Source organism: Nocardia sp. CA-128927, from assembly GCF_050955855.1.
GTDB lineage: Bacteria > Actinomycetota > Actinomycetes > Mycobacteriales > Mycobacteriaceae > Nocardia.
In genome coordinates this window covers 827921-838063 of sequence record NZ_CP192087.1, presented here as the reverse complement: position 1 = coordinate 838063, position 10143 = coordinate 827921, and the positions used below count along the sequence as shown (strand labels likewise).

Below are 10143 nucleotides of genomic sequence, written 5' to 3'. Positions count from 1 at the left end.
TCGCTTTACCCGGACAGGTGAAAGTTGCCGGAGGTGCCGTAGATGGCCAGCGAGATCAGCAGGGTCACCGTGACCACTGCGACCAGCGAGGCGCGCACCGCGTTGCCGACCGCGACGCCGACCCCGACCGGTCCGCCCGCGGCATGGAAGCCGTAATAGGTGTGGATCAGCATGACCGCCAGCGCCATGAAGATCGCCTGGGCGAACGACCAGAGGATGTCGCTCGGGATCAGGAAGGTGGAGAAGTAGTGGTCGTAGACGCCCGCCGACTGCCCGTAGATGACCACCGTGGCGAACCGGCTGGCCAGGAACGACGCGATCACCGCGAGGGCGTACAGCGGCACGATCGCGATCATCCCGGCGAGCACCCTGGTGCCGACCAGATACGGCACCGGCCGGATCGCCATCGACTCCAGCGCGTCGATCTCCTCGGCCACCCGCATGGCGCCCAGCTGCGCCGTCGACCCGGCCCCGATGGTGGCGGCCAGCCCGATGCCGGAAATCACCGGCGCCGCGATGCGGACATTGATGAAGGCCGCGAAGAAGCCGGTGAGCGCCTCGACGCCGATATTGCCGAGCGAGCTGTAACCCTGCACGGCGATGGTGCCGCCCGCGAACAACGTCAGGAAGCCGACGATCACCACGGTGCCACCGATCACCGCCAAAGCGCCGCTGCCCATGCTGATTTCGGCGATCAGCCGAATGGTTTCGGTGCGGTAGTGCGTCAAGGCACGCGGAATAGCCCCCAGTGCCTGTGCATAGAACACAGCGTGTTTACCAACAGAATCGAGCGAGTCCGACATCCGACGCACTCGTCGCACGGTACGCGGGAAGCGGGATTCGATCACGAAGGCCATGCGGTCACCGCGCCGTGAACTTGATACCAACGGCGGTGACCACGACGTTCACCACGAACAAAGCCATAAAGGCGAAGACAACGGTCTGATTCACCGCATCACCGACACTCTTGGGACCACCCTTGACATTCAGACCCAGATAACAGGCCACCAGCCCGGCGATCAGCCCGAACAATCCGGCCTTCACCTCCGAGATGACCAATTCGGGCAAATGGGTCAGCAGCGTGATGCCGTTGACGAACGCGCCGGGGTTGACGTCCTGGAGAAAAACCGAGAACAGAAATCCGCCGACGATACCGATGGTGCAGACCAGGCTGTTGAGCATCAGCGCGACGAACATCGACGCCAGTACGCGCGGCACCACCAGTCGCTGCACCGGGTTGATGCCGAGCACCCGCATCGCGTCGATTTCCTCGCGAATCGTGCGGGCGCCCAGGTCAGCGCAGATGGCGGTGGCGCCGGCCCCCGCAACGATCAGCACAGTGACGATCGGGCCGACCTGGGTGACCGAGCCGAATGCCGCGCCCGCCCCGCTGAGGTCGGCCGCGCCGATCTCGCGCAACAAGATGTTCAGCGTGAAGCTCACCAAAACGGTGAATGGAATCGCGACCAACAGCGTGGGCACGATCGAAACGCGTGCGATGAACCAGGACTGGTCGATGAACTCGCGTCCTTGAAATGGCCTGCGCACACTGGAACGCGCTACTTCGGCCGTCAGTTCGAAGAACCCACCGACTGCCCGCAATGGCACAGCAAGGACCTCGTTCAACTTTGAACCTCCTTGCTGAAATCTGCGCGTACTACTCACGGCACGATTCTTCACCGAGGCCGCACCGCCTCAACGATTAGAACACGTTCACTGCGCTGCCGGAAGATGTTTGCCACTTTTGAGCTGCACTTTTTCTTTGCATCGGCATATGAATTTGGAACGAGTGTCAGGAGAATGATCCCACCTTTGTGAGGCGGCACACATCTCACCCACCAATGTCTACCAAGTGCCCGACCCTTGATCAACAGTTGGACGGCTGATCAGCAGTTCATTGTCAGCGGGTCTTGCAGATGTCGGTCCTCGCTGCGCATGTTTCGCGCAGCGCGGCCGGATCGAACGAACTCAGCCTAGATCCATCAAGGCCGAGGCCGAGAATGTCTGCCCGGCAGGGCGTTCGGCGAAATAGCCGCCGAGTGTCGCGGCGAGATCATCGGCGGACCATTGCCCGCCGGCGGCGTCGAATCGTTGCTCGACGATGGGTGCCGCCATGAGCGCGACCATCCCCCCGTAGACCACGAACAGTTGGCCGTTCACCGAGTCGGCGGCGGGCGAAGCAAGGTAGGCGACCAGCCGCGCCACATGATCGGGCGAGAGCGGGTCCACCTCACCCTCGGGCGCAGCGCTGAACACGGCCTCGGTCATCGCGGTGCGCGCACGGGGCGCGATCGCGTTGGCGCGCACGCCGTAACGGGACAGCGCCCGCGACGCCGACAGGGTCAGCGCGGTGATGCCCGCCTTGGCGGCGCCGTAGTTGGCCTGCCCCTCCGGTCCGAGCAGGCCCGCCTCGGAGGAGGTGTTGATCAGCCTGCCGTAGACCGGCGCCCCGGCCGCCTTGGACTTGCCGCGCCAGTACGTTGCGGCGTTGCGGGACAACAGGAAATGACCGCGCAGGTGAACCGCGACGACAGCGTCGAAGTCCTCGTCGGACATGTTGAACAGCATCCGGTCCCTGGTGATGCCCGCGTTGTTCACCACGATGTCGACGCTGCCGAAGGCCTCGTCGGCGGTGCGGATCAACGCGTCCGCGGTGGCTCGCTCGGCGATGCTGCCCGCGACGAACTCCGCCTTGGCGCCGAGCGCGCGGATGTCGGACAGGGTGTCGGACACCGCGTCGGATTCGGATAGATCGTTGACCACCACGGAAGCACCAGCCCCGGCCAGCGCAAGCGCCTCTGCCCGCCCCAGCCCAGCGCCGGCCCCCGTAACGATCGCCACCCGGCCCGCAAGACTCACATCATCACTCACGAGCCCGACCCTAGAACGTGTTCCATTCCATGGCAAGGGTCGGTCTCACTGGAGCCGCAGCGCCGCTTTCGGGCACTGCGCCACCGCGTCCTCAACGTCGGCCAACCGGTCCGCCGGAACGTCGGCCTCGAGGATGTGCAGCTGGTCCTCGTCATCGAGTTCGAACACGTCGGGGGCGATTCCGACACAGATTCCGTTCGCTTCGCACTGGTCCAGATCGACGCTGACCTTCATGAGAACTCCTTTACCGCGATCCTTGCCGAAGCCTAACAAGCCGAGGCCGCCGCAGGTGGCGGCATCGACCCGATTCAACCTCAATACTGGAACATGTTTCAGTCCATATGCAATGATCGGGTGAACCCACATCGACGAAGGCCTGAGGTATTTGCCATGCGCATTGCGTACACGCCGCAGCAGGAGGAGCTACGCGCGGAGCTGCGCGACTACTTCGCGCGACTCATCACTCCGGAGCGCCGGGCTGCGCTCAGCGCGCAGACCGGTGAGTACGGCCAGGGCAACGTCTATCGCGAGGTCGTGCAGGAGATGGGCCGCGACGGCTGGCTCACGCTGGCCTGGCCGAAGGAGTTCGGCGGCCAGGACCGGCCGACGATGGATCAGCTGATCTTCACCGACGAGGCGGCCATCGCGGGCGCGCCGGTGCCGTTCCTGACCATCAACTCGGTCGCGCCGACGATCATGCACTACGGCAGCGAGGAGCAGAAGCGCTTCTTCCTGCCCAAGATCGCGGCGGGCGAGCTGCACTTCGCCATCGGCTACTCCGAGCCCGGCGCGGGCACCGACCTGGCCAGCCTGCGCACCAGCGCGGTGCACGACGGCGACGACTACGTGATCAACGGTCAGAAGATGTGGACCAGTCTGATCGCGTACGCGGACTACGTCTGGCTGGCGGTGCGCACCGATCCGAATGCCAAGAAGCACAAGGGCATCAGCATGCTCATCGTGCCGACCACGGCCGAGGGCTTCTCCTGGACACCCGTGCACACGATGGCGGGGCCGGACACCAGTGCGACCTACTACCAGGACGTCCGGGTGCCCGCGAGCGCCCTCGTCGGCCAGGAGAACGGCGGCTGGTCGCTGATCACCAACCAGCTCAATCACGAGCGCGTCGCGCTGACCTCGGCGGGACCGCTGGGTCTCGCCGTGAGCCAGACCGTCGAATGGGCCCGTAACACCAAGGCGGGCAATGGTTCCCGCGTGATCGACCAGGAATGGGTGCAGCTCAACCTGGCGCGCGTGCACGCCAAGGTCGAGTACCTGAAGCTGTTGAACTGGGAGATCGCCAGCCGGGCCGACGCGGGTGGGGATGCCGCGCCGCGGCCGTGGGACGCCTCCACCTGCAAGGTGTACGGCACCGAACTGGCCACCGAGGCGTACCGGTTGCTCATGGAAGTTCTGGGCCCGCAGGCGTATCTGCGCCAGGACTCGCACGGCGAGGCATTGCGCGGCCGGCTCGAGCGGATGCATCGGGCCGCGCTGATCCTCACGTTCGGCGGCGGCACCAACGAGGTGCAGCGCGACATCATCGCCATGACCGCCCTCAAGCAGCCCGCCTCGGCGCGCTGAGTCGGAAAGCAGGTAGCAGACATGGATTTCACTCCCACCGAGGCTCAGCTCGACCTGGCCCGCCTGACCGGCGAGGTGTGCGGCAAGCTCGTCACGTCCGACCGGCTGCGCGAACTCGACACCGCGGCTGAGCGATTCGACGAGGGGCTGTGGAGCTCGCTCGCCGAGACCGGGGTGCTCGCGGCGGCGCTGCCCGAGGCCGTGGGCGGCGGCGACTTCGGCGTGCTCGAGCAGACCGCGGTGCTGCGGGAGCTCGGCAAGTACGTCGCCGCGGTGCCGTACCTGTGGTCGATCGTGGTCGGTGCCGGTGCGCTGGCGCGATTCGGCGATGCGGCGCAACAGGATCGAGCTACCCAGGCAGGCGCGGGTCAGGTGATACTGACCGCCGCGCTCACCGAAGAACACAACTGGGAGCCCGCCAAGCCCACCACCACGGCCGTCGAGGCGGACGGCGGCTGGCGGCTCACCGGTGCCAAGATCACCGTGCCGTTCGCGAATCGGGCCGACCGAATCCTGGTTCCGGCCACCGTGTCCGGCGTCGCCGCGGTATTCCTGGTCGATCCCGCGGCGGCGACGGTGACCGCGCAGCAGGTGGTCGACCGCACCCCCGAGTACGCCGTCGAACTCACCGACACCCCGGCCGAGCTGATCGGCACCGTCGAGAACGGCGCCGAGATCCTCGACTGGCTGCTCACCCGCGCCTGGCTCGGTCTCAGCGCCCTCCAACTCGGCACGCTGGAGCGCGCGCTCGATCTGGTCGCCGAATATGCCCGTGAGCGTGAGCAATTCGGCAAGGCCGTCGGCAGTTTCCAGGCCGTGGCTCAGCGTCTCGCCGATGCCTACATCGACGTCCAGGGGCTTCGACTGGCCGTCACGCAGGCAGCATGGCAACTCTCCGAGGGCCTCTCCGGTGCCGAAGCCGTGCACACCGCGAAGTTCTGGGCCGCCGATGCAGGTCATCGCGTGTCCCACACCGTCATTCACGTCCACGGCGGTGTCGGTATCGATCGAGACCACATCGTGCACAACTACTTCACCGCTGCCAAACACCATGAATTCGCTCTTGGCGGCGGTACCGATCACCTTCGTGCCCTCGGCGCGCTGTTGGCCACACCGTCCTGATCAGTCGTTTTGACGAACGCCCCGCCGGTACCCGGCGGGGCGTTCTTCGTCTGCGCCGCGCTCGCTCGAGATCTAAATGCGCTGCACGCAAGCCACTTCCAGCATCGGCAGGCTGCGCGCGTCAGGCCGCGGTCGGCGGCGAACTCAGGTAGCGCTGGAGGGTAGGTGCGATGTCTGCGATGAGCTCGTCACGGGTGAACGCGACGACCGGCGGTATGCGCAGAATGTAGCGGCAGAGGGCTATGCCGAGCAGTTGGGTGACGACGAGGGCGCTGCGGCGTGGGGCGTCATCGGGGTCGCCGAAGCGGAGGACTGCGGGGAGGACCTGCTGGGCGAAGACGTTGCGGAAGCGTTCGGTGACGGCTTCGTCGGTGATGGACGAGCGCAGCAAGGTCAGTAGGACCGCGTTGCCGGGGGGCTCCTCCCAGAGGGCGAGGAAGCGGCGGATCAGTAGCTCGCCGACAGCGCTCTGGTCGGCGGCGGCCAGGTCGGGCAGGGCGAGATCAATGTCGACCGCCGCGGCGAACAGGCCGTCCTTGCTGCCGAAGTAGCGCATGACCATGGACGGGTCGATGGCGGCATCGGCGGCGATGGCGCGGATGGTCGCCTTGCCGTAGCCCGCCGCGGCGAACCGGGCGCGGGCGGCGTCGAGGATGGCCGCGCGGGTCGCATCGGAGCGGCGCGCAGGCTGTTGATCAGGCTCGATCGTCATGCCAACGAGTGTAGGCCAACAACTGTTGACTTCATAACGCGGGGCGCGCTACCGTTATGCCAACAAGCGTTGGCCCACAGATGTCGACTTCAGGAGTTCCGATGAACACCACCCCGCTGCCGGACACCACCTCCGTCGCGATCGTCGGCGCAGGCCCCGCCGGACTAACCGCGGCGATCACCCTGGCCGACGCCGGAGTCGACTTCGCGCTGCTGGACCGGCTTGCCGAGGGCGCCAACACCTCTCGCGCCGCCGTCGTGCATGCCAGAACCCTCGAGGTGTTGCACGAGCTCGGCATCGCCGAGGAGCTCATCGCGAAAGGCATTGTGGTGCCGCGATTCACCGTGCACGACGGGGCCCGCACCCTGGCGACCATCCGCTTCGACGACCTCCCGACGCAGTTCCCCTACACCCTGATGGCACCGCAGGACACCACCGAGGCAGTACTGCTGGCCAGGCTGCGCAAAACGGGTGGCGACGTCCATCGGCCGTACCAGGTGACCCGCGTCGCCGACGAAAACAACGGCGTCACTCTCGAATACACCGACGGCGCGGGCACCACCGGCACGCTCCTCGCCGACTACGTGATCGGCGCCGACGGCATGCACAGCGTCGTCCGCGACCAGGCAGGGATCGGATTCACCGGCGACACCTACCCCGCCTCGTTCGTGCTCGCCGATGTCCGTATGGATTGGCCGATCGCCCGCAATGAAGTGGCCCTGCATCTTTCACCGGAAGGCGTCACCGTCGTCGCACCGCTGCCCGACGAATCCGAACCGGACCGCTACCGCGTCGTCGCCACCGTCGATGAGGCACCCGAACACCCCACCCGCGACGACATCCAGACCATCCTCGACACCCGCGGCCCCGGCGGCGACATCAAAGTCCTCGAGGTGCTGTGGAGCTCACGCTTCCGCGTCCACCACCGCGTCGCCGACCACTACCGCGCAGGCCGAATCTTCCTGGCAGGCGACGCCGCCCACGTGCACAGCCCCGCAGGCGGCCAGGGCATGAACACCGGCATCCAAGACGCCGCCACCCTCGGCCCCCTACTCGCCCGAGTCCTCGACGGCGAACCAACGACCCTGCTCGACACCTACGAAACAACCAGGCGCCCAATAGCTCTCGGCGTAGTCACCTTCACCGACCGGATGACCCGCATGGCCACCCTCCGCCCCCGCCCCGCCCGCGCCCTCCGCAACCTGGCCATGTCCACCCTCACCCGCATCCCCGCCGTCCGCAACGCCCTCGCCTACCGCCTGGCCGAACTCGCCAACCGCTGAACGTCGAGCCCGCTCGGTACCTCGAGCGGGCCGAAAGCCGTTACTGGATACCGGCCTTCGCCGCGATGACGTCACCGTTGGTGAAGTCGACCTGACGCCGGGCGTTGGACAGTGCGGTCACCACGCAGGTGCCGAAGGATCCGGTTCGGTCGAAGAGGGTGGCGCTGCCGACCGCGACGCCGTCGACACTGATGTGGCTGTCGGCCTCTACGCCGACCTCGGACCCCACCGGCTGCCGGGCCAGGGCCAGGGTCATGTCGGTGTTGATGAAGCCGATCCCGGCGCTGCCCCAGTTGGTCATCAGACTCGTCGCCTCGCCGATTACCACCGCACCGACGAACGGCGACGGTGTCTCGCCCTCGATCACCCACATCGGCACCTGCCACATGCGCTTTCGACTGGCGTTCTGGTGCTCGCCGATCTCGGACGACCAGCCTTCGGCGTGGGCGTCACTGCCCCACAGCGGGCGCGTGGGTTCGGTGGCGACCGGCACGGACGGCGGCTGTGGCACCGCCGCCCGCGTCCACAACTGTCCCGGCGGCTGGACCGACCGCTTGAGAAAGACGACGGTCGACCTGGCGACGTCCACACCGTCCTGCATCAGCGCGGCATCGGCGACGCGGATGCGCTGTCCGTCCCGCACCAGCTCCGTCACCACGGTCAGCGGTTTGGCCTGGGTGGGCCGGAACAGATCGACGGTCAGCCTGGCAGGCATGAAGCCCGCCGAACAGTGTTGCTGCTCCAGCGTTCTGGCCATCAGTCCACAGACCGCTGGTCCGTTGATCATCGTGGGCGACCAGGCGCTCGCGGCGAACGGCAGCGGCTCGAAGCCGCGCGCGGTCTCCTCGAAAAACCCATAGCGGACTGCCAATTCGTTCCCCCCGTTCCCGATGGTCCTACTTGCTGCTCGCCTCGGCGTGCTCATCCGCCGGGCGCTCCTCGGTTTGGGACTTGGCCCAGCGGTAGTCGGGCTTGCCCGCGGGCGAGCGCTTGATCTCGTCCACGAACCACAGGCTGCGAGGCGCCTTGTAGGGGGCGATCTCCTTGGTGAGGAAGGGACGCAAATCGTCGATGGTGGGGCGGTTTTCGCCGCGGCACTGCACGACCGCCACGACGCGCTGACCCCAGCGCTCGTCGTCGACACCGACGACGAGGGCGTCGAAGATCTCGGGGTGCGTCTTGAGGGCGCCCTCGACCTCCTCCGGGTAGATCTTCTCGCCGCCGCTGTTGATGCTGACCGAGCCGCGGCCGAGCATGGTGACGCTGCCGTCCTCCTCGACCCTGGCGTAGTCGCCGGGGATGGCGTAGCGAATTCCGTTGTACTCCTTGAAGGTTGCCGCCGTCTTCGCCTCGTCCTTGTAGTAGCCGACCGGAATGTGCCCGCGGCGGGCCAGAATTCCGACCACGCCCGAGCCGGGCTGCACCGGGTTTCCGTCCTCGTCGAGCACCTCGGTGGAGCCGTCGATCTTCACCCGCGGTCCGCCGGTGTGGTTGACGCCCTTGGCCACGATCGACAGACCGCCGAAACCCGTCTCCGAGGAGCCGATGGAATCGGAGATCATCCGGTTCGGCAGCAGCTCGAGGAACTGGTCCTTGAGCGCGGGCGAGAACAGCGCCGCGCTGCTCGCCATCACGTAGAGGCTCGAAAGGTCATAGGGCTTACCGGTTTCCGGATTGCCCTCGATCAGCGCGTCCAGCATCGGCCGCGCCATCGCGTCGCCGGTGATGAAGATCAGGTTGATCTTGTGACGGTCGATCGCCTGCCACACGACGTGCCCGCTGAACTCGGGCAGCATCACGGCCTTGCCGCCGTCGAACAGGCTGTGGAAGGTGGCCGTCTGCGAGCCGCCGTGGATCATCGGCGGAATCGGGAACCGGACCATGCTCGGGTTGTTGGCCGCGCCGACCTTGGACTGCTGCCATTCGTCCTCGATGGGCTCACCGGTGATGAAGTTGATGCCACCACCGAGCACCCGCCACCAGTCCTCGTGCCGCCACATCACGCCCTTCGGCAGTCCGGTGGTGCCGCCGGTGTAGAGCATGAAGATGTCGTCGGGCGAACGCTCGCCGAAGTCCCGCTCGCCGGAGGAGGCCGCCAGCGCCGTCTCGTATTCGACCGAATCCGCTGCGGTCGCGATGCTGCCGGTCGTATCGTCGTCGACGACGAGAACCGTCTTCAGCTGCGGAGTCTTCGGTCGAACCCCGGCCACCCGGTCGCTGTAGCGGCGCTCGTGGATCAGCGCGACCATGTCCGAATTGTCGAAGATGTATTGCAACTCGTTCTCGACGTATCGGAAGTTCACGTTGATCATCACCGCGCGTGCCTTGAACACCGCGACCATGGCCTCGACGGCCTCGATCGTGTTGCGCGAGTAGATGCCCACCTTGTCGCCCGGCTCGACACCGTGTTCGAGCAGGTAGTGAGCCAACTTGTTGGCGCGCTCCTCCAGCTGTGCGTAGGTCACCTCGCGGCCGTCGTCAGCGAGCGCGACGCGGTCGGGCATCAGGTCGATGGCGTGTTCGACAAGGTCCGCTATGTTGTAGCTCACAAGGCTAAAAATAGAACGTGTT

General features: G+C 66.4%; 10 protein-coding genes. 3 read left to right on the top strand and 7 right to left on the bottom strand.

The window, feature by feature from the left end; all coding sequences use genetic code 11:
• Nucleotides 1-5 precede the first annotated feature (5 nt).
• From ACQPW1_RS04135 to ACQPW1_RS04120, 4 genes are all read right to left on the bottom strand, one after another.
• Entirely contained in the window at nucleotides 6-857 is an 852-nt protein-coding gene (locus tag ACQPW1_RS04135; protein ID WP_150403814.1) for an MlaE family ABC transporter permease, read from the bottom strand.
• A 4-nt stretch (nucleotides 858-861) separates the two neighbouring features.
• Entirely contained in the window at nucleotides 862-1626 is a 765-nt protein-coding gene (locus tag ACQPW1_RS04130) for an MlaE family ABC transporter permease (RefSeq protein WP_433661451.1), read from the bottom strand.
• A gap of 342 nt (nucleotides 1627-1968) precedes the next feature.
• Nucleotides 1969-2871 (bottom strand): 3-oxoacyl-ACP reductase, encoded by a 903-nt coding sequence (locus tag ACQPW1_RS04125; protein ID WP_433661450.1) that lies wholly within the window; start codon nucleotides 2869-2871, stop codon nucleotides 1969-1971.
• A gap of 45 nt (nucleotides 2872-2916) precedes the next feature.
• Entirely contained in the window at nucleotides 2917-3105 is a 189-nt protein-coding gene (locus tag ACQPW1_RS04120) for a ferredoxin (protein ID WP_378742615.1), read from the bottom strand.
• A 156-nt stretch (nucleotides 3106-3261) separates the two neighbouring features.
• Between ACQPW1_RS04120 and ACQPW1_RS04115 the strand changes: the two genes are divergently transcribed.
• Nucleotides 3262-4455: an acyl-CoA dehydrogenase family protein gene (locus ACQPW1_RS04115; RefSeq protein WP_433661449.1), complete on the top strand. Its 1194-nt coding sequence runs from the start codon at nucleotides 3262-3264 to the stop codon at nucleotides 4453-4455.
• 21 nt (nucleotides 4456-4476) lie between these two features.
• Nucleotides 4477-5577 (top strand): acyl-CoA dehydrogenase family protein, encoded by a 1101-nt coding sequence (locus tag ACQPW1_RS04110; RefSeq protein WP_433661448.1) that lies wholly within the window; start codon nucleotides 4477-4479, stop codon nucleotides 5575-5577.
• Between the two features lie 121 nt (nucleotides 5578-5698).
• On the opposite strand, the gene ACQPW1_RS04105 is transcribed toward ACQPW1_RS04110, so the two are convergent.
• On the bottom strand, nucleotides 5699-6289 hold the full coding sequence (locus ACQPW1_RS04105; RefSeq protein ID WP_433661447.1) for a TetR family transcriptional regulator: 591 nt from the start codon (nucleotides 6287-6289) through the stop codon (nucleotides 5699-5701).
• Between the two features lie 101 nt (nucleotides 6290-6390).
• Between ACQPW1_RS04105 and ACQPW1_RS04100 the strand changes: the two genes are divergently transcribed.
• The gene (locus tag ACQPW1_RS04100) at nucleotides 6391-7572 is read left to right on the top strand and encodes an FAD-dependent oxidoreductase (protein WP_433661446.1); all 1182 of its coding nucleotides are present in this window, start codon (nucleotides 6391-6393) and stop codon (nucleotides 7570-7572) included.
• Nucleotides 7573-7612: 40 nt separating this feature from the next.
• On the opposite strand, the gene ACQPW1_RS04095 is transcribed toward ACQPW1_RS04100, so the two are convergent.
• Nucleotides 7613-8443, bottom strand: a complete 831-nt coding sequence (locus ACQPW1_RS04095) for an acyl-CoA thioesterase domain-containing protein (RefSeq protein ID WP_433661445.1) — start codon at nucleotides 8441-8443, stop codon at nucleotides 7613-7615.
• 25 nt (nucleotides 8444-8468) lie between these two features.
• The gene (locus tag ACQPW1_RS04090) at nucleotides 8469-10121 is read right to left on the bottom strand and encodes an acyl-CoA synthetase (protein WP_433665132.1); all 1653 of its coding nucleotides are present in this window, start codon (nucleotides 10119-10121) and stop codon (nucleotides 8469-8471) included.
• Nucleotides 10122-10143 lie beyond the last annotated feature (22 nt).